This window comes from Nocardia sp. NPDC049526 (assembly GCF_044465765.1).
Taxonomy (GTDB): domain Bacteria; phylum Actinomycetota; class Actinomycetes; order Mycobacteriales; family Mycobacteriaceae; genus Nocardia.
The window spans coordinates 236,007-258,711 of sequence record NZ_JBITMA010000005.1 but is presented as its reverse complement, the minus strand read 5'-3'; the positions used below and the strand labels follow the sequence as shown (position 1 = coordinate 258,711).

Below are 22,705 nucleotides of genomic sequence, written 5' to 3'. Positions count from 1 at the left end.
ACCCTCGCCCTGCTGCGCTACAGCGTGCGATCAGTGCACGGTAGCGATGGATGCGGCAAATGATCGGGGCGGCATGGGCAAGCGAGCCGCCGCGGCATTTCGCATTGACGGATGCGAAGGCCGACGGCGGTGCGGAGTTGATTGTGTCGTGTTCCGAGGGCGGCGAGTCACGCCGGGTCCGGCGCGGACTCGGGTTCGAGTTCCGGTATCTCGCTGAGGGCTTCGATTCCCAGTTCCGACCGCGTTGCGTCGATGACGGCGCGTTCGTCTTGGACAGTGTTGGCGATTGCCTTGTGCCACAGTGCGCGGATCGCGTTGACGTCGTCCATGGTTGCTTCGTGGTCGAGTTCGACCTTGAGGCGCTGCACGGTGATGCTCTGGGCTGCGGTGAGGGTGCGGAGGAGATCTTCGCAGCGCTGCGGGATCTTAGGGTTCGACAGGACGCGCAGGCGGGTGATGTAGCCGTTGCACGCGGAGATGCTCTGCTGTACTTCCTTGCCGAAACTGTCCACCTCCTCGATGGATTCGGCCTTCCAATCGAGGGTGTCCCACAGGGTTTGGCGGACGTCGGCGGCGGAGAGCAGTACCGAGGAGATCGCGGTCAGAATCGACTCGCGTCGCCATTTGTCCTGTTCGCGGCTTTCTGCGGCGGCGTTGGCGTTGTCGATGTTGCGTTGCGCGGCGGCGTGGGTTGTCTCGATATTGCGCTGTGCGGCATCAAGTGTGGTCCGGTTGCGCTCGTCGGCCGCGGTGATCGCGTCGCGGTTCGTCCGGTTGTTGATCAGGACGCCGATGAGCGCCGCGGCGGCGACGATGAGCGAGCTGAGAAGCGGAAGCCAGGAAGTCACCGGGTCATCATTGCATTGCGTGGTGCTCCGCTGTGCCCCGATCGGCCGTCAGATCGCACCGGCGCGTGCCGCGGCCGGTGCGGCACCGGCCGCGCGGAGGGTGTCTTGCGTGGTCAGCGGTTCGTGAGTGATGAACCGGCGGTGGTAGATCGGCGCCACGGCGAAGTGAACAATCTCCTCGACATCGACGATGTCGGGGAGATTGCCGCGGGCGATCACTCACTCACGGCGTTGTCAACGCATGCATTACCGCGGTTCCGAAGCTGATGTCATCCGACGTCGCCAACCGCGTGTACGTCCCGCCGGTTCGCTGCGCGGTGGTTTGGAGAGTTTCCGTGCCGGTGCCGCCGATAACGATCACATCGATGCGAACCGGGTGGGCCGGATCGGCGGCCGAAGTCAGTTCGGTCAGCAGTTTGGCTCCGGTAGTGGTGGAGTCGTCATCCGGGCCGTCGGTGATGAGCAGAACCGAATTGGTGAGCCCCGGAGTGTATCCGCGTATAGCCGACTTGTAGGCGGCGATCAGTGACGGATAGGCCTGGTCGGTACGGGATTCGGTGGGCTTCACCGCCTCCAGCGCCGTATCCAGCGCGGTGCGCTGCTGATTGTTCAGTGGCGCGGTGGGCGTTTGGATCTTGTACGGCGTTGTCCCGTCGAGGTTCTTGCCGAACGTCCACACGCCGAGTCCGAAGTCCGGCGGCATCACATTCATCGTGGAGCGCAGCGCGCCGAGTGCATTCGAGAGCCGGGTGACGGATCCGTCGTTGTTGCCCATCGAGGACGAGACGTCGAGCAGCACCGTAGCCTGCACGCCGAGCACAGGGTTGGCGAGTGTGGCACGCACCTTGTCCAGTGCGGTCCGCGGCGCGGCGGGTGCGGCGGTGGCCGGTGCCGCGGCGAATCCGGCGGCGGTGAAGGCCGAGGACTGTTGGGGTGCGCGCAAGTAGTCGGCGAACAGCGATGCGATCAGATTCTGGGTCTTGTCCACCCACGCCCCGGACATGAGCGCAGCAGGATGATCGGCGACCGGTGCCGTCCCCGCGGGCCGAAATTCCGACGTACTACCAACAGCTTTCAGTTGCTGCTCAGTAGCCGCAACCGCATGAATGGGCGAATTCGTCCCACCGATCGCGGCCAATGCGGCCGTGGTGTCCGCCGCCTGCGGCGCTTTCGCGGCGAGCCCGGAGATCGCCGCGACAACCTGACCGGACTGCACGACTTGATCGGTGAGTGGATCGGTTCCCGAAACTGCGGAGCCGACCGCTGCTGCCACTGCCATGGTCGAGTCGCCGGCGGGCAGTGCCATCCGCAGCCCACCCCACCCGGACAATCCGAGTTCATCCAGCGAACCCTGTTGCAGCCGTGGCAAATCCGCCCAGGTGATCTTGGCTTGCTCGAGCGCACCCCGCAGATCCTCGGGAACGGCGACCACGATCGGACTCATCGCAACCGGCACGGGTGTGCCCTCGATCAGGCCGGGCACCCGCATGGATTCGATGGACCGCATCGAATCGGCGATCCACAGCCCCGGCTGCGGACCGAGCGCACCGTTCCATGGTGTGCCCGCGGTGAACCCGGCGGCGATCGCCGCCGACGGCTGGGCCGTCACCACCACTTTCGCGCAATGATCGCGCACCTTCGGACTGGTCGCGTTGTAGCGCTCCGCCGCGGCCCGCACCGGATCGGCGATATCCGGATCGACCGTCACGAACAGCGTCGACGGCCCCTCCTTACATTCCGCCGCGGCCGACTTGTCCCGGTTCGCGGCGGAATCACTGAGTTGAAAAAACGCGAAGACCGCCGCGACTAGCAGCAAAACGGCAACCACTGCGATAACCGGACCTTTGCTGACGCCCCGGGACCTGGTTCCGCTGCGATGTGTGCCCACGATCCTCAGTGTATGTTCACGCGAGATTTGCCGTGCCGGTGTGTCCGGTGCGGCGCACCGGCACGGCGTGGCGTGAACGTCCGACTAGGGGCGGATCATCCGTCCGCGGTCGAACTCGTGTCCGCCCCAGACTCCGGACTGTCCAGTCCGCGCGGCGAATTCCCCGCAGGCATCCCGAATCGGGCAGCCCGCGCAAACCGCACGCGCGTACTCGAAGTCCTGCGACGGGTACGGGAACCACGCCTCGTGATTCGGATCACCGCGGCAGGCCGCCCGATGCCACTCTCGGGAATCCGAGAGCGGGAGCAGGTCGGTCAGATCGACAACCGCGCTGGTCTCCAATTCGACGGTCATTTCGAGCCTTCTCCTTTCCCGCTCGGCTCAGATGGCGGCCAGTTGCTTCCAGATCCGCTGCTGCCGCCTGGCCAGGTGGTCGGGCGCCTTCGGCTGCCACAGCAACCGCATGCCCGCCTCCTCCGGCGTCCGGTCGGCCTTGCTCGAGTTGCACGGCGCGCACGCGGCGATCAGGTTGTCCCAGGTGTTCGGACCACCCCTGCTGCGGGGCCGGATGTGGTCGACGGTGCGCGCCCAGGACGCGCAGTATCCGCACCGGTGGTGGTCCCGGCGCAGCACACCGGCCGGCGTCGCGCGACTGCCGTCGTGTACTCGCGTCACACGGTCGAGGTATACGTACCGCAGCAGCCGGATCGTCTCCGGCAGCGCGAGCGCGAGGTGTTTGGACCGGATCGGGAAATGCGGCTCCCGATCCGCGATCGACTCGGCGGCGCCGCCCATGAGCAGCACCACGGCCCGGTCGGCGCTGATCTCGGTGAGCGCCTCGTAGCTGGCGTTCAACACCAGAACCCGGGTGTGTATCCAGTTGTCGACAGTGGACACCACCGGATCGGTGGCACGGTGGAACGTCATGGGAGTCACCATGTTTCGAGAGAGCGAGCGGATTCGGAAGGCGAGGGTCGGTCAGTTACCGGCCGGGAGGCGGCGCAGTTCCTGCTCGACCCGCGCGTCATACCGACGCAAGCCCGATACGACAATGGTCACGGCCGCCGCCTCCTTCCTCATGCTCGTGAGCACCCGCGGAATCGGGTGATCATCATCGAAATCCATGGTGGCACAGCGCGCCCACCGCTGGCGAAGGGTTTTTCAGGCCAGACCGACCAGCCACTGCCGCAGCCACGAGGTGGCGGTGGCGCCGTTGGAATCCACGACGTAGGTCGGATAGTTCTGGTGCACGAACGAGTTGTAGAACCGCTCGAATTCCTGCTTGCGCTCGTTCATTTCCGGATCGGCGAGCTGGTTCTGGATGAGCGGGGCCACCCCGGTCGCCATCAGGTCGTTGAAGATCGCGAACGCCTCCTGCTGATAGCGCCACAGCTGAGCCGGATCGGGATCGGAGGCCTGGGCCAGGAATCCGGCGAGACGGGTCGCGAAGTCGGTGGGCGGTGCGGCACAGTAGAGGTCGCCGACGGCGCAGATGGTGCGGGTCTTCTGGCTGAGGAAGCCGAAGCCGCCGATGCGCGGGCCGCCCGCGCCGGCGCCACTGACCGGTGGACCGACGAGTGCGTCGGTCGGGGAGCGGCGCGGATCCGAGATGAGTCCGACCGCGGCGATGCGTTCGGGCCGAACGGGACTCAGTCCGGTGCCGATTTCGGCGGCGAGATCGCCTGCCGCGTCCGCGCCCTGGCTGTAGCCGATCAGCGCGATCTTGGTCTCGGCGCACTGCTGGGCCATGGCCGTGACCAGGCCGCGGGCATTGTCGATGGCCTGCCGCTTGGACCGGCCGTAAACATCGGTCTCCCAGGGGAAGGCGGTCGCCGCGTAGGTCACATAGTCGGTCCTGGTATTTCGCGGCAGGTTATCGGTGACGGTCGCGAGCATGCCCTCGCCGGGATTGGCATCGGAGGTCTCCCACGTGCCGGGTACCGCCACGACATACAGGTCGGGGCAGCCATCGGGCGCTGCCGACGCCGCGCCGGCGCCGCCGACGGCGCCCGCCGCACCTACCATGACGGTTCCCGCCACGGCACCGATCATCTTGCGCATAAACATGGTCCACACCTCGGTTTTGCTAGGTCCGAAGCGGCCGGGGGCCGTACGCGACTGCCTGCCGTCGCGTCGGAGACAACCGTACGGTCTGACCAGGGGTTGATGCGGGAACAACCCGTGACAAACGCCGAACATTTTTAACACAATGCGCAATGCCGACGATTCGCCCGGCGCGGCGGGATGAAGGAGCCGCGGGCGAGGGGGTGCGCGACTCCTTCATCGTGTCCGAGGGGCAGTCACCGCCTCGTCCACGGTTGTGGTGGTTATCAGGACACCGACGACTCCCTCCCGTGCATCATCGTGTGCCTTACCATTGAACCCCGATCGGGAGGCGTGCGTCCCGGCTTCGGGCATATGCCGTTCGAGAAGGTCGGGTCAGCCGATGGGCGTGTGGCCCAACAGAACTCGACCGGTGAACCGGGTCTGCTTGGCCCGCGGCAGCGGGTGGAACAGGCAGCCGTGGATGTCGCGGTACCACATCTCCAGCTCGCAGCTGCGCGAAAAGCCCACGCCGCCAACGGTTTCGATGGCCAGTCGGACGGTATCGACGAGTGCGTCGGCGGCCACGGTCTTGCGGCTGAGGGTGTGGGCACCGTAGCCGTCGGTATTGTCGAAGCGCAGATTGTCCGAATCGGTGAACATGGCGGCGATCAGATCCGCGGCGGTTGTGTAGGCGTTCATCATTTCGCCCGCGAGCTGGACCGTATGCGGTTCGGGGCGGTCGGCGACAAGTGCGGCGGTCAAGTCGACCGCGGCATCGGCGATGCCGAGATAGGCCGCCATTACCAGCGGCATAGCCGCGCCGATCACCACATTCAGCACCGGGGGCCACATGTCGGCGGGGCGGGTCAGCGAGATCGCGGCATCGGGGACGAAGACATCCTCGAAGACCACGGTATGGGAGCCGCTGGCCCGCAAACCGATAGTGTCCCAGGTCTTTTCGATGCGAATACCGGGGGCGTCCAATGGCACCGCGAAGTGCAGCACTTGGGGTCCCTCCGGCGCATCGCCGCGGCGGATACTGGTCACCACCAGATTGCCGACCTCGCAGCCGCTGGCGGGCGCCTTGCGCGCGCTCACCCGGAAGCCGCCGTCGACGCGCTCGGCCCGGCCGTTGGATTCGACCCAGTCCGAAGCGCCGGTGCTGACCAGGATCGCGCCCGCCGCCACCTTGCCGAAGACCGCGGAGGCGTCGATGCCGTGGTTGTGCCGCCAGACCTGCGCGGCGACCAAGTGGGTGTGCATGGCGAACGCGACCGCGGTGGACGGATCGTGGCGGCCGAGTTCGCGCAGGATCTCGCCCATCTCGCGGTGCGACACACCGCCGCCCCCGAACTCGATGGGAACGAGTGCTGCGGACAGTCCTGAGGCCCGCAGCAGGTCGAAGGCGGCGACGGAGATGTCGCCGGTGCGGTCGCGGGCGGCCACATCGGCACGCAGGGTTTCCCCTACCTGGCGTGCCAGGGCGATCCAGTCGGTGGTGGTGATGTCACGGGAGATAGTTGTCATGTTTCGAAGTTAGGAACAGCCGCGATAACCGAATAGTCCAGAAAGTGGACTTCCCCGGTCCAGAAAATGGACCCTGGTTCGCGAGGTGACGATGACCAGCACGACCGCAAGTTACGGCCAGTACTGCCCCATCTCCCGTGCACTCGATGTGCTCGGCGACCGCTGGTCGCTGCTCATCCTGCGTGATCTGCTCATCGGCACAACTCGCTTCAACGATCTGGCGCGCGGTCTGCCCGGGCTTTCGCGCAGCCTGCTCGCCAAGCGGCTGCGCCAATTCGAGCGGGCCGGACTGATCGACAAGGTGGGCAGCGAATACCTGCTCACCGCCGCCGGTCGGGAATTGGAGCCGATCCTGTTCGGCCTCGGCGAATGGGGTGCACGCTGGACCTTCGGCGAACCACAGCCCGAGGAACTGGATGCCGGGCTGCTGGTGTGGTGGATGCACTCCCGGCTGGATACGTCCACGTTTCCCGGTAAGCGTCACGTGTTGTGCGTGCGGTTCACCGACGACTTCCGGCGCTATTGGATCGTCATCGAATCGGGTCTGCCTTCGGTGTGCGATGCCGATCCCGGCTATCCGGTCGACGTCACCATCAGCTCCGATGTCGAATCGCTCTACCAGGTTTGGCTGGGACGCATTTCGCTCTCGCACGCAATGCGAACCGGCCGAGTGGAATTCACCGGGCCGACCGCGCTCACCCGGCGGATGCCGTCGGTACTGCGACTGAGTCCCGTTGCGGGATATGCGGATCCGGTCGTGCGCGCCTCGTGACCTTTACACGGCAGTCGCTCGCGCGTAGATGTAATAGCGGTAGACGCCGTCCCCAGGATCGGCGCTCAGCGGCCACTCGCCGGCGGCGATGAACCATGCCCATTCGAGAGCGAGGCCCGCGTCGCGTTCGGCGATCGACTTGGCCCGCTCCAACGAGCTGTCGGTGCCGAGGGCCTGGTCGTCGGTGCCGCAGAACTCGCAGCTGTGCACCCGCCGCACCTCGTATGCGATCACTCGGTTACCTCCGGGCATCCAGGTTAGACCTGGTTATTCGGGTGCGCACCGATAACGTTCGACGGGTGCGGCCGATAAACAGCGCGACAGGCTCGTCTGCTCCGGGGAACGCGTGTCGAATGGGGAGTTCCGGAAGTGGCGTCCGCAACGGATCGGTGGGGCACCAGTTCGAATCGAATACGCAAGGGATGTGTTCCGATGTCGATATCGACGGTGAAATATCTAGTGCCGCTTGGCTGCTGCGTGGTTCTTGCGTTGGCCGGTTGCGCGGGCGGTGATCATGGCCACGGTACGGCCGCAGTACCGACCAGCGCCGGTAGCCGCGTGCCGGGGCCGCGCGCCGCAGCCACAGGCCAACCGACTGGAGCGATCGGCGAACCGGCTTCGCCGTCGCCGCCGATACCGGCATGCGTCGGCAGCCAGCTCATAGTCGGCGTGGAACCGATGTCGCCCGGCGCGGGCCACCGCGGTGTGCGCGTGCTTTTCTCGGTCGTGGGTGCCAGCGGTGGGTGCGCGCTGACCGGATATCCGGGCGTGGATACCGGCCCCGGCGGGCCGCTCCTGCACGCCGAGCGCACATTGCGCGGCTATCTGGGCGGTCTTCCGGCCGATATCGATACGCCACCGACCGTCGTCCTGGACCACGACCACAATGCCGAGGCTGTGGTCGAGGGCGGCGCGGTCGATGCGGAAGGCAACCAGTGCCCGATGTATACGAAGCTTTTGGTCACCGCCCCGAACACGACCGATACACACGCGGTCAGCACCACTATCGACACCTGCACGCTGAGCGTTCACCCGGTGACCGCGCAATAGCGACTTCAGAGGTTGCCGACAATGTGTTCCAAGCGGCGGGCCACCAGTTCGCGGGCCTGTTCGCGCAGGGCGGGGCGGTAGCCGCTGGGGTACACCGGGTCGCCCGGGGTGTAGTCCTTCAGGACCTCCTTGGCGAGGGTGATCTTGTGGACCTCGGTGGGGCCGTCGGCGATCGCCATGACCTCGGCGTAATTCATCATGTCGACGAACGGGAGGTCCTGGCTGACGCCGATGGCGCCGTGCAGATGCAGTGCGCGCTGAGCGATATCGTGCATCACCTTCGGCATCGCCACCTTGATGGCGGCAATGTCCTTGCGGACCTTCAGATAGTCCTGCTCCTTATCAATGCGCCAAGCGGTGCGCAGGACGAGCAGGCGGAACTGCTCCATCTCGATCCAGCTGTCGGCGATGCGTTCCTGGGTCATCTGCAAACCCGCGAGGGCCCCCTTGCGCATCGGCCGGGAGACCGCGCGCTCGGCCATCATGTCGAAGGCCTTGCGCACCAACGCGACTGTGCGCATCGCGTGGTGCACCCGACCGCCGCCGAGGCGGGTCTGCGCGACGATGAAGCCCATACCCTCCTGGCCGAGCAGGTGGTCGGCGGGCACCCGGACATCGGTGAAGCGCAGATGTCCCTCGTGCTCGCTGAAACCGTGCACATGGAAGTTCTTCACGATCTCCAGGCCGGGGGCGTCGGCGGGCACGATGAACATCGACATGCCCTGGTACGGGCTGACATCCGGATTCGTGACCACCATGACGATATGGAAGCTGGCGAACTGCGCGTTCGAGTTGAACCACTTCTCGCCGTTGATGACCCAGGAGTCGCCGTCACGCACGGCGCGGGTCTTGAACAGCGTCGGATCCGAGCCGCCGGTCGGTTCGGTCATGACATAGCAGGACCCGATCTCACCGGCCAGCAGCGGTTCCAGGTACTTGGCCTTCTGTTCCTGGGTGCCGTAGTGCGCGAGGATTTCCGCGTTACCGGAATCCGGTGCCTGGCAACCGAATACCGACGGCGCCCACACCGAGGTGCCGAGCACCTCGTTGAGCAGGCCGAGCTTCAGCTGCCCGTAGCCGGGGCCGCCCAGTTCCGGTCCGAGATGGCAGGCCCACAGTCCCTGTTGCTTCACCTTCTCCTTCAGCGGCCGCATCAGCGCCATCGCCTCGGTATCGGTGCGGTCGTAGGGATTCGGATAGAGCAGATCGAGGGGCTCCACCTCGGTGCGGACGAACTCCGCCGCCCAGTCCAACTTCTGCTGGTACTCCGGATCGGTTTCGAAATCCCAAGCCATGGTCAGCCTTTCGTGTCGGTGATGCCGTGAAGAACGGTGGACGCCACAATGTCGGCGATTTCGTCGGGGGAGCGCCCGCCGTGCGGGCGGTACCAGAAGGTCACCATGTTCAGCATGCCGAGCACACTGTTGGTGACCACGTGGTCGTCGGTGCGCAGCAGGCCCGCCGCATGCCCCGCGTCGACGACGCGCTGCCAGCAGGCCTGTATTTCGTCACGCATTTCCTGTAATTCTTCGCCGCGCTCACCGGTCAGTGCGGTGACGTCGCGCAATTGGATGGCGACCTCGCGGCGGTGCTCGATGATCAGCCCGACGTGGCTGTGGATCAGCTTGCGCAACTTGACGATCGGGTCGTCGATGCCGCGGGAGATCCGCTGTGCATCGGTGAGCATGAGCTGGATGTAATCGCGCAGGATCTGCCAGAGCAGCTCTTCCTTGGAACCGATGTGGTAGTACAGCGCACCGCGCTGCACTCCGGCGCGATCACCGATTTCCGCGACACCGGTGCCGTGGAAGCCCTGCTCGGCGAACAGTTCCACTGCGGCCGCCACGATGCGTGCCCTGGTCGCCTCGGCCGTGGTCTCCGCGGCCGGTGGACGACCGCGACGACGAGGCGAGGCCAGTTCGGTCATCGGCGCGGATCCAAGACGACTTTGGAAACCCCGTCGGCACGGTCGGCGAACATGCGGTAGGCCTCCGCACCGTTCGACATCGGGAATCGGTGTGTGACAACGGCTTCGGGCCGGATTCGACCGGCTGCGGTGAGTCGCAGCAGTGCGGGCAGCTCGTATTGGATCGAGCAGAGTCCGATATGGAATTCGAGCTCCTTGACCTGCGCCAACTGCATATGGAACGGGAAGGCGCGATTATGGCTGACGCCGACCACGCCGACCCGGCCACGATGCCCGACGGCGCTGATGGCGAGCTTGATGGTCGCATCGGCGCCGACCGCCTCGATCGCGACATCAGCACCGCCGCTGAGCATTTCGCGGATGACGGTCTTGGGTTCGTCGGATTCGATTATCTCCGCGCCCAATTCGGCGGCGCGCTTGCGGCGGTCGGCCACCAGATCCACACCGAGCACCCGCGCCGCGCCCATCGCGAATGCCGACTGCACGGCCATCAGCCCGACCGGTCCCAGCCCGATCACCACCACGGTCTCACCGGGCGCAATGCGGGTGCGGCGCGCACCGTACCAGGCAGTCGGCGCGTTGTCGGTGAGCACGATCGCCGCCTCATCGCTGACCGTATCCGGCAGCCGTACCAGATTCCCCTCGGCATGGGGGACCGCGAGATATTCGGCCTGCGCACCCGCGAGCGAGCCGCCGAGTCCGTAGCAGGCGTCGGCGGGCATCGGATGGCGTTCGCAGGCCGCCACGATGCCTGCCTTGCACTTCGCGCAGCGATCACAGCCGACGGATGCGGAGACCAGCACCCGGTCGCCGATCGCGAATCCCTGGATATCCGAACCCAATTCGACGATCTCGCCGACCGCCTCGTGTCCGACGCTGTATCCGGTGCCGCCGGTGAAGCCGTGTCCGGCGTAGATGTGCAGATCACTACCGCAGATTCCGGCGGCGGTCACGCGAACAATGGCCCCGTCACGGCCGGGCAGCACCGGATCGGGGACCTCGGTGTAGGAGATCTGTTGTGGTCCTTCGTAAGTCAGTGCCTTCATCGCCAGCCACCGTCCAGTGCCAAGGTCGCGCCGGTGCAGTACGCCGAGGCGTCCGTCGCGAAGTACAGTGCCGCGCCGACGATTTCATCCGGGCGCCCGACCCGCCCGAGGGCCATATGCCGAGTCAGCTCCGTCCGCAACTCATCGGGCCATGCCTTGGAAATATCCGTCTCGAACGGACCACATTGAATCGTGTTGACCCGCACCGCCGGTGCGAAACTCTGCGCGAGTCCGCCGGTGAGGTTGGCCAATCCGGCCTTGGCGGCCGCATAGGGCACCGCGAGCGGTTCCGGTCGTGCCGCCTCGATCGAGGAGATATTGATGATCGACCCGCCACCGGCGGCGGCCATCCGGGTACCGATCAAGGTCGACAAACGGAACGGACCCTTGAGATTGACCGCGATCACCTTGTCGAACATCTCCTCGCTCACCTGATCCAGGCTCGGATACAGCAGCGACATCCCGGCATTGTTGACCAGCACGTCGACCTTGCCGAACTCCGCGTAGGCCGCCTCGACCAGCGCATCGCACTGTGCCCAATCGCTGACATTGCACGCCACCGGCAATGCGCGCCGACCATGGGTGTTCTTCACCTCATCGGCCAGCTCGATGCATCCGTCGAGTTTGCGACTGGCGATCACCACGTCCGCCCCGGCCGCGGCGAAGGCGAGCACCATCTCCCGGCCGAGCCCGCGGCTACCGCCTGTGACCAGCGCGACCTTATCCGCTAACGACTGTCCTGGCATCGTGCTCCATTGCTTCGGCTGCCGATAATGTTCCAACCAGTACATTAATTCCGCCGGACGATACAATCAAGGCCCCGACACACCGTCACGTCACTACCGATGGGTAACATTGGTTGCGATTTTTCCCACCCGGCTTTCTCAAAAGTGAGGCAGTAGATGACAGAGCGGATTCAGGTCGGCGGGCTCCAGGTGGCCAGCGTTCTCCACGAGTTCATCGAGAACGAGGCGCTCCCCGGAACCGGCGTAGATTCCGCCGCGTTCTGGGCCGGAGCCGAGCAGGTCATCAATGACCTCGCTCCGCGCAACCGCGCCCTGCTGGCCGAACGCGACGAGATCCAGGGCAAGCTCGATGCCTGGCACGCCGAGCACCCCGGCGCGAACTACGACAAGGCCGCCTACAAGAGCTTCCTCGGCGATATCGGCTACCTGCGCGCGGCGCCCGCCGACTTCGAGATCGCCACCGAGAATGTGGACGACGAGATCGCCACCACCGCGGGCCCGCAGCTGGTGGTGCCGGTGATGAACGCCCGCTTCGCGATCAATGCCGCGAATGCGCGCTGGGGCTCGCTCTACGACGCCCTCTACGGCACCGACGCCATCGCCGAGGCCGACGGCGGCGAGAAGGGCACCGGCTACAACCCGGTCCGCGGTGGCCGCGTGATCGAGTTCGCGCGCAAGTTCCTCGATACCGCCGCCCCGCTGGCCAACGGCTCGCACCGGTCCTCGACCCACTACGCGATCGATGGCGGCAAGCTGGCAGTCACGCTGAGCAACGACGAGGTCACCACGCTGGCCGCCGATGGCGCGGAACTGGTCGGGTACCTGGGCGATCCGGCCTCGCCGACCTCGATCCTGCTGAAGCACAACGGTTTGCACATCGACATCCAGATCGATCCGGCCTCGCCGATCGGCAAGACCGATCCGGCGGGTGTCAAGGATGTGGTGCTGGAGTCCGCGGTCACCACCATCATGGACTTCGAAGATTCGGTCGCCGCGGTGGACGCCGAGGACAAGGTGCTCTGCTACCACAACTGGCTCGGCCTGATGAAGGGCGAGCTGGCGGAGAAGGTGACCAAGGGCGACAAGACCTTCACCCGCACCATGAACCCGGACCGCGTCTACACCGCGCTCGGCGGTGGTGAGCTGGTGCTGCACGGCCGGTCGCTGCTGTTCGTGCGCAATGTCGGCCACCTGATGACCTCCGACGCGATCATCGACGCCGAGGGTAATGAGGTGCCCGAGGGCATCATGGACGGCCTGATCACCTCGCTGATCGCCAAGCACAGCCTGCTCGGGGATACGAAGCTCAAAAACAGCCGCACCGGTTCGGTCTACATCGTGAAGCCGAAGATGCACGGCCCGGACGAGGTCGCCTTCACCGACGAGCTGTTCGGCCGGATCGAGGACGTCCTCGGCCTGACCCGCAACACCCTCAAGGTCGGCATCATGGACGAGGAGCGCCGCACCACGGTCAACCTGAAGGCCTGTATCCAGGCCGCCGCCGAGCGCGTGGTGTTCATCAACACCGGCTTCCTGGACCGCACCGGCGACGAGATCCACACCTCCATGGAGGCCGGGCCGATGGTCCGCAAGGCCGAGATGAAGACCCAGCAGTGGATCCTGTCCTACGAGGACTGGAACGTCGATACCGGTCTGGCCGCCGGCCTGCCCGGTAAGGCGCAGATCGGCAAGGGCATGTGGGCCATGCCGGATCTGATGCACGACATGCTCGAGCAGAAGATCGGCCACCCGCGTGCGGGCGCCAACACGGCCTGGGTGCCCTCGCCGACCGCCGCCACCCTGCATGCGACGCACTACCACCAGGTCGACGTGTTCGAACGGCAGCAGGAGATCGCCGCCGGTGGCCGCCGCGCCACCGTCGATCAGATCCTGGAGATCCCGCTCGCGGCCGAGCCGAACTGGACCGAGGAGGAGAAGCGCCAGGAGCTGGACAACAACTCCCAGGGCATCCTCGGCTATGTGGTGCGCTGGATCGACCAGGGCGTCGGCTGCTCCAAGGTGCCCGACATCCGGGATATCGGTCTCATGGAAGACCGTGCGACCCTGCGCATTTCGAGCCAGCTGATGGCGAACTGGCTGCGCCACGGTGTGGTCACCGCGGATGAGGTGGTGGCCAGCCTGGAGCGGATGGCGCCCGTGGTCGACAAGCAGAATGCGGGCGATCCGAACTACCGGCCGATGGCGGCGGACTTCGCGGGCAGCATCGCATTCCAGGCCGCGAAGGAGCTGGTGCTGGAGGGCACCAAGCAGCCGAACGGCTACACCGAGCCGATCCTGCACCGCCGTCGCCGGGAGGCCAAGGCGCTGGCTTGCGTCTAAGACGTTGCGCGTCTGATCAACTCGTGAATCCCCCGCCCGGGAGTGTGCCGGGCGGGGGTTTCTTCTACCACACGACGGCCGTCGACGGGGGCGGATGACCGGTTTCGACCCACATAACGATCCGTTACCCTGGGCGCTGCACGAGACAGTCGGATGTGAGGAAGTTTTATGGGAAGCGTTGTCCTTGATGTATTCGCCCTGGTTGTGAATCGCGCGGCGATGTTCTGGAACTGGATGGCCACCGGTTCGGCCGGTTTCCCGCCGCTGTAATAGCCGAGCTGAACGTCTGATACGACGACCCCCGGTCCCGGCCCCTCGATGGGATGCCGAGGCCGGGGGTTTCCTCTGCCCGGTGAGATATCTCCACAGACGGTGAGCCGATTCCCTTCGGGGACAGGGCGGATCGACGTATCTTCTTTGGCATGAGCAGCGGCCCCCGACCGACACCGTTGTGGTTCGAGCTCTGGATGGGCGCGATCACCACCGTTATCGCATTGCTCTGTGCCGCGCTGTGCTGGGAATTGGCTACTCAGGGCAGCTTTCCGGCCAAAGTGCTGCTGTGGGTGGGACTTTCGGTGGTCGGGCTGGTCGCAATCGTCTTCGCCATCCTGGGCCTGATCCGCTATCACGCTGTCCTCGTGAGCCTTACCGCACCGCTACTGATCGCCGCCCTCGCCGCGCTGGTGTGGTACGAAGTGCCCGAAACCACCGGTTGGCGCCTGTCTCGCCCCATCCTCGAAGATCAGGCCGCCGCTTGCGCCAACCCGGGCCACCGCACCCGCCTCGGCGTCTACACCGTCACCTACATCACCCGGCGCGACGGCGCCTGCCTGTTCTACGTCAGTGGCGGAGCCACCAATTCCGAAGGCTTCGCTTACTTCCCGGACAGCGCCCCGAGTACCGGGCCGGCCGGCCCCGGCGGCATCGGCTACGAACCCTTCCACGGTCCCTGGTATCGCTTCGTGGAAAACACCTGACGGATCGGCCGAGGCCGCCATCGCTGTACAGCTCAGTGCCCGGCACCGACCAGTGTTCGGATAATCATGAAGATTGCGGTCAGACCGAAACAGGCCAGTCCGACCACCCATACCGTGAACATCTGCCGCATCGGTATCAATTTGTCCAGCCAGCCGACTTCGAGATCGACGCCATCCTGTTGCGTCTCGAAGACGGTGCCGTGCGCACCCCAGGCGCCCGCACCGATCTGCAGCTGTTCGAATCGCTCCAGCCACCGGGCGTCCTTGCGCTCGGAGAGGCGATGGCTCGCCATGAGCATGATCGAGATGATCGACACGATCAGCGCGAGCAGCGACGAGGCTATCCGCGCGATGGCGTCGTTCGCGGCTCCCATCGCGATACTGAACAAGAATGCCTGGGCAGTCAGACTGAGGGTGGGAACCTGCCAGAGGAGGTTCTCGTATTGCAGACGTCGGTCCGCCACGGTCTGGTAGACCATCTCCAGATCGGCCGAACGGCGAGCAGCTGGCTCGTCCACAAGGGGTACTGTCGCACAGTCGCGCAGACCTGGTGGGTATTTGTCACGTTCGCGATGGGGAGCGAACCAGGATGAGGACGCTGACCAGGAGCACCCACGCCGGGAAAGCCAGCGTCATCCATCTGCTCGTTTCGCTGGCCACCAGGAGTGCCAGGGCCGCCAGATAACTGAGACCGGCGAGCCAGCGGGGCATAAGCCCGGTCTTCAGCCAAATCGTCGCGAGCGAGATCATGAATACGGCCGCCATCCGCAGTGCGTAGGTCTGGCACGCCGAAACCACGACCATCTTGCCGAAGTCGACCACTTCGGCACGGGTGGCCGGGTCGGCGCCGCCGGTGTTGCTGGACACCAGACCGGCGGCGACGGCGGTGCCGACGAACATCATCGCTAGGAACAGCAGCCCGCTGCCGAGGAATACCGATAGGAAGAACCGGTCCTCGTAGCGCCCGAACCCGTCACGGACGACGCCGATGAACCATAAGAAGCTGATACCGGCGAAGGGCATGAGCACCGTCGCTGTTCTGATCGCATTCTGCTGACTGTTCAGCCAATGAGTCGAGCCTTCGATGCCGTCGGGCATGTCGATACGGATCAAGATCAGCGTTGTACCGAACAACACCGCGAAGACCACTCCGGCCAGTGCGGCCGCTCGCGGTGTCGACAACCGGTGCGGCACCGGCTCGGGGTGTTGCGGCGATGTCGACATGCCGTCATCCTGTCAAATCCGAGCGCCCGTGGGCTGGATTTCCGGACAGGTCTTATCCCCGTTGTGTTCACGGCGCACAATTCAACGCACCGACGTCGTCGATTGAATTCCATACGGGTATCCGGTGCCGTGTGGGTTTCGGCCGGACCGGCCGAGGCATAGCATATTGAAAGTCCAGCTTACTGCCGTGCGGAAGGTGGGTGAAGATATGACGACGACCGAGCCCGACTGGAGTAAACCGGCGGCGATAGCTATCCCGGCAGAGGGCTATTTCGAGCTGGAGCGGGGCAGATACGGTCCGATCTATCCCCGAACGCCGGCCTGCTACGGGTTCTCGATCATCGCCAAGGTGAAACCGGGTCGTGAGGAGGCTATTCGCGCATACGGCAAGCAGATCCAGGATGCGATAGCAGCTGGTCCGGATGTGCTGGCACCGCTGCGGCTGCACTATCTGCGGTGGGTGTTGTTCGACGTCGGATCGGGACTGCATTTCCAATATCAGGGCATTTTCGACACCGACTTCGACAAATACACCGAGGATGCCGTTTCCCTGTTCTCCCAGACCGGTATCACCACGGTATTCACCAATCTCGAGGGATTTCCGGAGGATTGGCAGGAAAATTCGGAGGCGTTCGTGAAATTTGTTCGCGAACACCAGTTTCCGAGCTTCCTCGAATACGGCGAGTATCCCTACGTCACCGCCGACGAGATCAAAAAGGCGCTGCGGCTGAAGGCGGCGTTCTCCGATATGCTCGACCAGATGCAGTAATCCCTTGGCCCATGCTGGAACTCGACGATATTCAGCACATCATGCTGACCCGGACCCCGGCGATGACGGGCCGCTACGAGTTTCTGTCCTTCGATGATCCCGTCGGGGCTCGGGCTTGGTTGACGCCGCTGGTCGACCGCGTGCAATCGGCGGCCGACGTGCGCGCCACGATGGACAGTTCCGACCGCTGGGTCACGCTGGCCTTCACCTGGCGCGGACTGCGGGCACTCGGCGTGCCGGAGGAAACGCTCGTCACCTTCCCGGACGAGTTCCGCGAAGGGATGGCCGCACGCGCCGACATCCTGGGTGACACGGGCGCTTGTTCGCCCGACAACTGGGTAGGCAGGCTGGCCGATGACGATCTGCACGCCATCGCGATCCTGTTCGCCCGCACCGATGCCGAGCACCAGCGCTGCACCACCGAACACCACAAACTGGTCGCCCGTTGCTCCGGTGTGCGCGTGTTGTCGTTCCTCGATCTGAACGCGACGCCGCCCTTCGACTACGCCCATGATCATTTCGGGTTCCGAGATCGGTTGTCCCAGCCGGTGATCGCCGGATCCGGCGAGGCACCGACTCCCGGCTCGGGGGCGGCGCTGCAACCCGGGGAATTCATTTTGGGCTACCCCGACGAGGAGGGGCCGGCGCGAGCGCTGCCACAGCCGGAGGTGTTGTTCCGCAACGGGAGCTATATGGCCTACCGGCGGCTACAGGAACACGTCGGCGCGTTTCGGAATTATCTGCGCGAGCACGCGGACACACCGGACGGCCAGGAGTTGCTCGCTGCCAAGCTCATGGGGCGCTGGCGCAGCGGCGCCCCCCTGGTGCTGGCACCGGACCGGGATGATCCCGCGCTGGGCGCGGATCCCATGCGCAACAACGACTTCGACTACAAGGAAATGGATCCGCACGGCTACGCGGTACCAGTCGGTGCGCATGCGCGGCGCCTGAATCCCCGTGGCACCGCGGTGAATATGAACCGCCGCAGGATGATTCGCCGCGGCGCTACCTACGGGCCCGCGCTACCCGAGGATGCCCCCGACGACGGAGTGGACCGCGGGATCGCCGCGTTCATCATCTGCGCCAGCCTGGTTCGCCAGTTCGAGTTCGCCCAGAACGTCTGGATCAACGACAAGACATTCCACGAGCTCGGCAACGAACACGATCCTATCTGCGGAACCCAGGACGGCACCCTCGACTTCACGATCCCCAAGCGGCCCATCCGCGAGGTGCACAAGGGACTGCCGGCCTTCACCACGCTCAGGGGTGGCGCGTACTTCTTCCTCCCGAGCATCAGCGCTCTGCGATACCTGGCCACGCTCGACAGTCGAGAGGCGACACCATGAGCAGCACTCTCCCGCCGGCACGTACCTACAACCAGAGCCACATTCCGCGCAATCACGACGGGCGCCGGCGGATGAGCATCTACTGGACGTGGAGCTATCCATGGGAGGCCCAACGCGATCCCGCCGAGATATACAACCGCTTCTCGACGATGACCGAGGTCCGCAACGCACTGTGGCCGGGCTACGAGACTCCGGAGTACGACGCCGCGCACTTCCTGCAGGGCATTGCCGGCACGTTGGAGCTGTTCCATCGCTCGACGCTGGCGTTTCAGCACCTGGCCGAAGAGGCCACTGGTCACCCAGTCGCGGTGTTCCAGCGCATCGATCAGGCCGGCTACACCTTGCCGATCGACGAGCGGATCCTGGCCGACACCGACACCCTGATGGTGTTCGGGCTCGATCACGTCCTCTCCGAGCAGCAAGCCGCCTCGGACGAGATCGAGGCGATCCGCGACTGGCTGCAACGCGAAGGCACCTGCCTGCTGCTGGCGCCGCACCACGACGTCGGGTGCACCGACAACTATGCGCAGCGACAAATGGAATACGAGCATCACGGCGACCCACTGGTGCCGCGGCAGCAACGATTCGGCCAGTACACACGCTCGCTCATGCATGCCCTCGATGTTCCGGTGCACAACAAATGGGGTTTGCGACCCGCGGTCGTCGACGGCACCGACGAGATCGCACCCTTGACCGGGTTCCGCGATCTCGACATGCCCCGGCTACTGGACAACGTGACGACATTCAACTTCCACCCCCATCTACCGCACTACGAGCTCACCGCGCCGGAATCCGACTCGCTACGTGTCCTGGGCCGCCAGCGTGTCGACCCCCAGCGACCCCATCCCTTCACCGCCGCCGGCAATACGGAATTCAATGCGTTGGTCTGGATGCCACCCGCCGACAGACGAGCCGGCGATATCGTGCTCATCGACTCCACTAACTTCACCACGCTGTTCGGCGGGACCGACAGCCTCCGCAACCTCTGGCACAATCTGGCCACCATGAAGTGACCACTGGTTCAGGGTTTGGGTTGGATCCAGAGCGCTTCGGCTACCGCGCAGAGATCGCCGGCGGGGGTGGCGAGTGCGCTGCCGACGGTGTGTTTGCGGCCTTGGTGGCTGATGGGCCAGGCGTAGGAGATGTAGGGGGAGCCGGGGTATACGGGGTGCAGTTGGGTGGCGGTGAGGGCCGCGGTTACGCCGCCGAAGCCCATGCCTTGTTTGCGCATGGCGGTCCAGCCGCCGGGGCAGTCGAGAGCGGCCCAGACGACTTCCGGTGGGAGTCGGCCGGATTCGTCGGCCAGGCGTGGATCCGGAGTCCAGGCGGCGATGACGAGGTCGTGATCGGGTGTGTCCCAGGTGAGTAGGCGCAGGCCGCGGCCGGGTGCGCAGGCGGCGCCGCAGCCATAGCAGTCGGTGACGCGGCGCGACACCATTGCCGCGTCGGTGACGGCCTTCGCCTCGGCCCAGCTCGGAGCTGGGGGCGGATCGATGGCGAGCGCCGTCGGAGTTGATTCGGCGAGTAGCGCGCCGTCGGCATCGGTCAGCGCATAGCCACCGGATCTGGTGGGGCGCAATGACATCGGGTCCTCCAGCGGCACTCTGGCGCGGAAGTCGACGCGTATCTCGGTGGCCTCGCACGGCCCGGCCAGCAGGCCCGCGACGTAGCCGCCGAACGCGACGCCGGGATATCCGTGCACGTGTTCGGGGACGGTGACTGTCTCGGTCTGGATCACGTGTCGCTCGAGCCTTTCTGTGCCGCCGATCTGGATCGACCGTACCTCCGGATTCGGACGCATCGGAATCTTCGTAGTGAAACTACAGCTGTTCACTTTCCGTCGCGTGTCCGACCCGCATCCGATAACGGGGGCGCGCCGGCTAGTGCGTGGCCTGACCACCGAGCTGGGTGAGCAGCACGCTGATCACACCGGCCTCCTGGCTCTGGCTCTGGAACATCGAGCGCGCGGTTTCCTTGACCGGGCCAGAGGTCAGAAGCTCGTCGGCGGCACGAGCCATCACCAGTCCGCCTTGATGATGACGGAACATCAATTGCAGGAACAGTATTTCGGCGTCGTGACCGCGGGCGGCGGACAGGGCGTCGAGTTCGGCGGCAGTCGCCATACCCGGCATCGCATCGCCGGTCGACTGGCCCACGCTCGGATGATGTTGCGACACAGCCGCATCGGCGTGCATCCACGCCATCGGATGCGACGACAGCGGCGACGCATCGGCCAGCCGCAGCCACCCGAGCATGGTCCCGATCTCGATGCGCTGCGCGTCCGAAAGCTGTTGCGCCAGCCGCAGCACGGTCGGGTCCACGTCACGATCCAGGCGCTGCACCATGATCAGCGCCTGTTGGTGATGCGCGGTCATATCCTGCGCGAATCCGATCTCGACCGCGTTGAGAACCGATGCGGTCGTATGCTGTTCCGGCAACACGAGCGGCCGCAGCGCCGCGCCGAGCACAACCAGGACGAACGCAACGCAGACAAGTGCCGCGACTCGGAACCAACGGGACACAGCTACGATCCGACGGTCGATTGCTGATTCTCGGGCACCGTATACACGCCGTTCTCCAGTTGCAGCACCATGAATCCGTTATCGGAGCAGGCGACATACAGCTGGTTGCCGCGCCATTCCGGCGGCGAGAAGCACCAATCGGTGGAGACATCGCCGAAGGCGAGGTTGCCGGTGCGCGGGGTGAGCGCGTCCAACGGATTGAATTGACCCTCCAACACCGCGCGTGCGGCCGGTGGTGTGCTCATCAACGGCACACCGATGATCGACGCGAGTGCATGCGGTGAGTTCCACAGGCTCAGATTCTGGCCGGTTCGTGCGGGCGGTTTGAAGTAGGCGATCTCGCGAATATTGTGCGGATCGCGGACGTCGAAAATCCTGATGCCGGAGGAGATCCAGCCGCACGCGAGGGCAGTGGGGTTGTCCGGGCGGTCGGCGGCACAGTAGTGCGATTCGTAGGCGAAGGCCGAACCGCCCATCGAACTACCGATATTGCTGTCGATGTTCTGTAGCAGGTTGATCTCCAGCTTCACCTTCCCGGCCACCTTCGGTGCGGTGTCGTTGGAGATATCGATGAGTTTCACACCGCCGGAGCCGCCTTCGTCGACGGTGTAGAGGTAGGGCTTGCCGTCATAGGTCACCGGGATGCTGTGCTGGGTGGCCCAGCCGTCGGTCCAGAAGGTGCGGCCGATATGGGTGACCTGCGGGTTGGGATCGCGGCGCTGAACCGCGCTGATATCGAGCACGGTGAATCCGCCGAGCGCGGAAAGGTACATGCGATTGCCGTCCGGACTGATGCCGAAGCCGTGCGCCTCGATTCCGGTCAGCCCCTGCCAGATGACGTGCGGATCGGTCGGATCGGTGAGATCGACCGCGCTGACGAAACCGGGCGCGACGCCCGAGGCCCAGTAGGTGCGGCCGTCGGGGGACCAGCCGCCCTCGTGTGTGGTGATCGGCAGCGGCATAAGCAGATTCGTGCCCGGTCCGGGATTGAGCAACTTCGGATACGCGCAATCGGAGACGTCGTAGACCGACAGATAGCCGACGCCCTCGCCGACCGGCACACCGGTCCCGACCAGCAGTTTGCGTTCGGAATTGACCTTGAGGCTCTCCCAGGTGCCCGCGAGCATCGCGGGTTCGGTCAGGGTTACCGTCGGGCGCGGGTGCGCCGGATCGGAGACGTCGAGCACTTGGACGCCGCGGCCCTCGCTGATCAGGTCGCCGGGAAAGAACGAACCCAGGTAGGCACAATGGTCGAAGCTGGTGGAAGTGATCCCCGCGCCGCGCCCGGCATAGTTGCCGACCATCGACATATTGCAGGTGTAGCCCTGGGTGCTGCGCCGACTGTCTCGGTCGGCGGCCGAAACATCGCCCTGCAGACCGGTTTCCGGCATCGATCCCGGTCCGCAGTCCGCCCGGGGTGCCGAGGTCCGGCCGACATCGAGGAATTCCTGGACGGTAGTAGCGATATCGGATTGCAGATCGGCCGATGCGCTACTCGGCAACATCATCGCGGCCACGATCGTGGTGGCGAACAAGGCCAAGGGCCGGACCCGGCGCAGTCCCAGCTTCGGGTGCATCATTGCATCCCAACTTTCCTCATCATGGGGCACATACCGCGCCGACTCAGACGGAGCATGAACTGACTGAATGGTAGTAACAGGCAGTAACTTCACGATG

The 22,705-nt window shown here is 65.2% G+C and carries 25 protein-coding genes; 7 read left to right on the top strand and 18 right to left on the bottom strand.

From position 1 onward, the window contains the following. Nucleotides 1-167: 167 nt before the first annotated feature. From ACIBW7_RS17750 to ACIBW7_RS17715, 8 genes are all read right to left on the bottom strand, one after another. Nucleotides 168-848 carry a hypothetical protein gene (locus ACIBW7_RS17750; RefSeq protein ID WP_397047404.1) on the bottom strand — a complete coding sequence of 227 codons (681 nt, stop codon included), beginning with the start codon at nt 846-848 and terminating at the stop codon, nt 168-170. A 48-nt stretch (nt 849-896) separates the two neighbouring features. Next, nucleotides 897-1,067, bottom strand: a complete 171-nt coding sequence (locus ACIBW7_RS17745) for a hypothetical protein (RefSeq protein WP_397047402.1) — start codon at nt 1,065-1,067, stop codon at nt 897-899. A gap of 4 nt (nt 1,068-1,071) precedes the next feature. After that, nucleotides 1,072-2,736 (bottom strand): VWA domain-containing protein, encoded by a 1,665-nt coding sequence (locus ACIBW7_RS17740; RefSeq protein ID WP_397047400.1) that lies wholly within the window; start codon nt 2,734-2,736, stop codon nt 1,072-1,074. A gap of 84 nt (nt 2,737-2,820) precedes the next feature. After that, nucleotides 2,821-3,090, bottom strand: a complete 270-nt coding sequence (locus tag ACIBW7_RS17735; RefSeq protein ID WP_357475418.1) for a WhiB family transcriptional regulator — start codon at nt 3,088-3,090, stop codon at nt 2,821-2,823. A gap of 27 nt (nt 3,091-3,117) precedes the next feature. Beyond that, nucleotides 3,118-3,663, bottom strand: coding sequence for an HNH endonuclease (locus ACIBW7_RS17730; RefSeq protein ID WP_397047398.1), 546 nt, complete (start codon nt 3,661-3,663; stop codon nt 3,118-3,120). Between the two features lie 51 nt (nt 3,664-3,714). Then, on the bottom strand, nt 3,715-3,861 hold the full coding sequence (locus ACIBW7_RS17725; RefSeq protein ID WP_397047396.1) for a hypothetical protein: 147 nt from the start codon (nt 3,859-3,861) through the stop codon (nt 3,715-3,717). A gap of 36 nt (nt 3,862-3,897) precedes the next feature. Next, nucleotides 3,898-4,803, bottom strand: a complete 906-nt coding sequence (locus ACIBW7_RS17720) for a cutinase family protein (RefSeq protein WP_397047394.1) — start codon at nt 4,801-4,803, stop codon at nt 3,898-3,900. A 372-nt stretch (nt 4,804-5,175) separates the two neighbouring features. Then, a complete protein-coding gene (locus tag ACIBW7_RS17715) occupies nt 5,176-6,309 on the bottom strand; it encodes an acyl-CoA dehydrogenase family protein (RefSeq protein WP_397047392.1) in 1,134 nt (377 codons plus the stop codon). Between the two features lie 91 nt (nt 6,310-6,400). Here ACIBW7_RS17715 and ACIBW7_RS17710 point away from each other — a divergent pair, with 91 nt between their 5' ends. Further along, nucleotides 6,401-7,081: a winged helix-turn-helix transcriptional regulator gene (locus tag ACIBW7_RS17710; RefSeq protein WP_397047390.1), complete on the top strand. Its 681-nt coding sequence runs from the start codon at nt 6,401-6,403 to the stop codon at nt 7,079-7,081. 3 nt (nt 7,082-7,084) lie between these two features. Here ACIBW7_RS17710 and ACIBW7_RS17705 read toward each other — a convergent pair whose 3' ends face one another. Beyond that, complete coding sequence (locus tag ACIBW7_RS17705) at nt 7,085-7,315, bottom strand: hypothetical protein (protein WP_397047388.1); 231 nt, start codon at nt 7,313-7,315, stop codon at nt 7,085-7,087. A gap of 324 nt (nt 7,316-7,639) precedes the next feature. Between ACIBW7_RS17705 and ACIBW7_RS17700 the strand changes: the two genes are divergently transcribed. Further along, nucleotides 7,640-8,131 (top strand): DUF4232 domain-containing protein, encoded by a 492-nt coding sequence (locus tag ACIBW7_RS17700; RefSeq protein WP_397048158.1) that lies wholly within the window; start codon nt 7,640-7,642, stop codon nt 8,129-8,131. A gap of 5 nt (nt 8,132-8,136) precedes the next feature. Here the strand turns inward: ACIBW7_RS17700 and ACIBW7_RS17695 are convergent, their stop codons facing one another. From ACIBW7_RS17695 to ACIBW7_RS17680, 4 genes are read right to left on the bottom strand one after another with little or no spacing between them, the layout of a single operon-like run. After that, complete coding sequence (locus ACIBW7_RS17695; protein ID WP_397047386.1) at nt 8,137-9,426, bottom strand: acyl-CoA dehydrogenase family protein; 1,290 nt, start codon at nt 9,424-9,426, stop codon at nt 8,137-8,139. 2 nt (nt 9,427-9,428) lie between these two features. Then, nucleotides 9,429-10,058: a TetR/AcrR family transcriptional regulator gene (locus tag ACIBW7_RS17690; RefSeq protein ID WP_397047384.1), complete on the bottom strand. Its 630-nt coding sequence runs from the start codon at nt 10,056-10,058 to the stop codon at nt 9,429-9,431. After that, a complete protein-coding gene (locus ACIBW7_RS17685) occupies nt 10,055-11,104 on the bottom strand; it encodes an alcohol dehydrogenase catalytic domain-containing protein (protein WP_397047382.1) in 1,050 nt (349 codons plus the stop codon). The genes ACIBW7_RS17690 and ACIBW7_RS17685 overlap by 4 nt, the downstream gene beginning before the upstream one ends. Next, a complete protein-coding gene (locus tag ACIBW7_RS17680; protein WP_397047380.1) occupies nt 11,101-11,850 on the bottom strand; it encodes an SDR family NAD(P)-dependent oxidoreductase in 750 nt (249 codons plus the stop codon). Before ACIBW7_RS17680 ends, ACIBW7_RS17685 begins: the two co-directional genes overlap by 4 nt. A gap of 156 nt (nt 11,851-12,006) precedes the next feature. On the opposite strand from ACIBW7_RS17680, the gene ACIBW7_RS17675 reads away from it, so the two are divergent. Both ACIBW7_RS17675 and ACIBW7_RS17670 read left to right on the top strand, forming a co-directional pair. After that, nucleotides 12,007-14,190, top strand: coding sequence for a malate synthase G (locus tag ACIBW7_RS17675; RefSeq protein ID WP_397047378.1), 2,184 nt, complete (start codon nt 12,007-12,009; stop codon nt 14,188-14,190). Between the two features lie 422 nt (nt 14,191-14,612). Beyond that, complete coding sequence (locus ACIBW7_RS17670) at nt 14,613-15,167, top strand: hypothetical protein (protein WP_397047376.1); 555 nt, start codon at nt 14,613-14,615, stop codon at nt 15,165-15,167. 32 nt (nt 15,168-15,199) lie between these two features. Here the strand turns inward: ACIBW7_RS17670 and ACIBW7_RS17665 are convergent, their stop codons facing one another. Together ACIBW7_RS17665 and ACIBW7_RS17660 are read right to left on the bottom strand one after the other, a co-directional pair. Next, complete coding sequence (locus tag ACIBW7_RS17665; RefSeq protein ID WP_397047374.1) at nt 15,200-15,685, bottom strand: hypothetical protein; 486 nt, start codon at nt 15,683-15,685, stop codon at nt 15,200-15,202. A 43-nt stretch (nt 15,686-15,728) separates the two neighbouring features. Continuing rightward, nucleotides 15,729-16,391, bottom strand: a complete 663-nt coding sequence (locus ACIBW7_RS17660) for a hypothetical protein (protein WP_397047372.1) — start codon at nt 16,389-16,391, stop codon at nt 15,729-15,731. A gap of 208 nt (nt 16,392-16,599) precedes the next feature. Here ACIBW7_RS17660 and ACIBW7_RS17655 point away from each other — a divergent pair, with 208 nt between their 5' ends. From ACIBW7_RS17655 to ACIBW7_RS17645, 3 genes are read left to right on the top strand one after another with little or no spacing between them, the layout of a single operon-like run. After that, entirely contained in the window at nt 16,600-17,160 is a 561-nt protein-coding gene (locus ACIBW7_RS17655; protein ID WP_397047370.1) for a hypothetical protein, read from the top strand. Nucleotides 17,161-17,171: 11 nt separating this feature from the next. Continuing rightward, entirely contained in the window at nt 17,172-18,506 is a 1,335-nt protein-coding gene (locus ACIBW7_RS17650; protein WP_397047369.1) for a Dyp-type peroxidase, read from the top strand. Further along, on the top strand, nt 18,503-19,519 hold the full coding sequence (locus ACIBW7_RS17645) for a hypothetical protein (protein WP_397047367.1): 1,017 nt from the start codon (nt 18,503-18,505) through the stop codon (nt 19,517-19,519). Before ACIBW7_RS17650 ends, ACIBW7_RS17645 begins: the two co-directional genes overlap by 4 nt. Before the next feature lie 8 nt (nt 19,520-19,527). On the opposite strand, the gene ACIBW7_RS17640 is transcribed toward ACIBW7_RS17645, so the two are convergent. The 3 genes from ACIBW7_RS17640 to ACIBW7_RS17630 all read right to left on the bottom strand — a co-directional run bounded on the left by ACIBW7_RS17640 (nt 19,528) and on the right by ACIBW7_RS17630 (nt 22,605). Further along, a complete protein-coding gene (locus ACIBW7_RS17640; protein WP_397047365.1) occupies nt 19,528-20,307 on the bottom strand; it encodes a PaaI family thioesterase in 780 nt (259 codons plus the stop codon). Between the two features lie 79 nt (nt 20,308-20,386). After that, nucleotides 20,387-21,028, bottom strand: coding sequence for a DUF305 domain-containing protein (locus ACIBW7_RS17635; protein ID WP_397047363.1), 642 nt, complete (start codon nt 21,026-21,028; stop codon nt 20,387-20,389). A 2-nt stretch (nt 21,029-21,030) separates the two neighbouring features. Continuing rightward, nucleotides 21,031-22,605: an LVIVD repeat-containing protein gene (locus ACIBW7_RS17630; protein WP_397048156.1), complete on the bottom strand. Its 1,575-nt coding sequence runs from the start codon at nt 22,603-22,605 to the stop codon at nt 21,031-21,033. Nucleotides 22,606-22,705 lie beyond the last annotated feature (100 nt).

Bases quoted from the DNA above. Each gene is read 5' to 3' on its own strand.
- ACIBW7_RS17690 (WP_397047384.1), bottom strand. From the start codon at position 10,058: ATGACCGAACTGGCCTCGCCTCGTCGTCGCGGTCGTCCACCGGCCGCG.
- ACIBW7_RS17720 (WP_397047394.1), bottom strand. From the start codon at position 4,803: ATGTTTATGCGCAAGATGATCGGTGCCGTGGCGGGAACCGTCATGGTA.
- ACIBW7_RS17715 (WP_397047392.1), bottom strand. From the start codon at position 6,309: ATGACAACTATCTCCCGTGACATCACCACCACCGACTGGATCGCCCTG.
- ACIBW7_RS17645 (WP_397047367.1), top strand. From the start codon at position 18,503: ATGAGCAGCACTCTCCCGCCGGCACGTACCTACAACCAGAGCCACATT.
- ACIBW7_RS17650 (WP_397047369.1), top strand. From the start codon at position 17,172: ATGCTGGAACTCGACGATATTCAGCACATCATGCTGACCCGGACCCCG.
- ACIBW7_RS17710 (WP_397047390.1), top strand. From the start codon at position 6,401: ATGACCAGCACGACCGCAAGTTACGGCCAGTACTGCCCCATCTCCCGT.
- ACIBW7_RS17685 (WP_397047382.1), bottom strand. From the start codon at position 11,104: ATGAAGGCACTGACTTACGAAGGACCACAACAGATCTCCTACACCGAG.
- ACIBW7_RS17630 (WP_397048156.1), bottom strand. From the start codon at position 22,605: ATGCACCCGAAGCTGGGACTGCGCCGGGTCCGGCCCTTGGCCTTGTTC.
- ACIBW7_RS17640 (WP_397047365.1), bottom strand. From the start codon at position 20,307: ATGCGTCCGAATCCGGAGGTACGGTCGATCCAGATCGGCGGCACAGAA.
- ACIBW7_RS17660 (WP_397047372.1), bottom strand. From the start codon at position 16,391: ATGTCGACATCGCCGCAACACCCCGAGCCGGTGCCGCACCGGTTGTCG.
- ACIBW7_RS17675 (WP_397047378.1), top strand. From the start codon at position 12,007: ATGACAGAGCGGATTCAGGTCGGCGGGCTCCAGGTGGCCAGCGTTCTC.
- ACIBW7_RS17655 (WP_397047370.1), top strand. From the start codon at position 16,600: ATGACGACGACCGAGCCCGACTGGAGTAAACCGGCGGCGATAGCTATC.
- ACIBW7_RS17735 (WP_357475418.1), bottom strand. From the start codon at position 3,090: ATGACCGTCGAATTGGAGACCAGCGCGGTTGTCGATCTGACCGACCTG.
- ACIBW7_RS17680 (WP_397047380.1), bottom strand. From the start codon at position 11,850: ATGCCAGGACAGTCGTTAGCGGATAAGGTCGCGCTGGTCACAGGCGGT.
- ACIBW7_RS17730 (WP_397047398.1), bottom strand. From the start codon at position 3,663: ATGACGTTCCACCGTGCCACCGATCCGGTGGTGTCCACTGTCGACAAC.
- ACIBW7_RS17670 (WP_397047376.1), top strand. From the start codon at position 14,613: ATGAGCAGCGGCCCCCGACCGACACCGTTGTGGTTCGAGCTCTGGATG.
- ACIBW7_RS17695 (WP_397047386.1), bottom strand. From the start codon at position 9,426: ATGGCTTGGGATTTCGAAACCGATCCGGAGTACCAGCAGAAGTTGGAC.
- ACIBW7_RS17725 (WP_397047396.1), bottom strand. From the start codon at position 3,861: ATGGATTTCGATGATGATCACCCGATTCCGCGGGTGCTCACGAGCATG.